Source organism: Paracoccus sp. SM22M-07, assembly GCF_001887735.1.
Lineage (GTDB): Bacteria > Pseudomonadota > Alphaproteobacteria > Rhodobacterales > Rhodobacteraceae > Paracoccus.
Genome location: NZ_JPKW01000035.1, coordinates 1 through 263, shown reverse-complemented (window position 1 = coordinate 263; position 263 = coordinate 1). Strand labels below are relative to the sequence as shown.

Genomic DNA, 263 nt, shown 5'->3' with positions numbered 1-263 from the left:
GTCGCGGGGTTCCTCTTTGGCGCCCGCTGCCTGATGATGGGCGCGAACCACGGTGCTGTCGATCATTTGCAGTGCATGCCGGACAGCGCCGCTTTCGTTTAGGGCGTCCATGATGTTCTCTCAGAGATCTGCCCGCGTCCAGCGTCGGAACTGGCGGTAGCTGGTCTGCCCCCTGAAAAGTGGTCCTCCCTGAGGTATGGCTTTTGAGCCATTTGGAGGATGCAGGAATGCCCCAGAAAAAGCACAAGCCGGAGGAGATCGTC

1 pseudogene is annotated in these 263 nt (G+C 59.7%); it reads right to left on the bottom strand.

Going from position 1 to position 263, the window contains the following annotated elements:
• A pseudogene (locus IE00_RS19985) lies at positions 1 to 159 on the bottom strand (IS5/IS1182 family transposase); the annotation flags it as partial.
• Between the last annotated feature and the right edge of the window lie 104 nt (positions 160 to 263).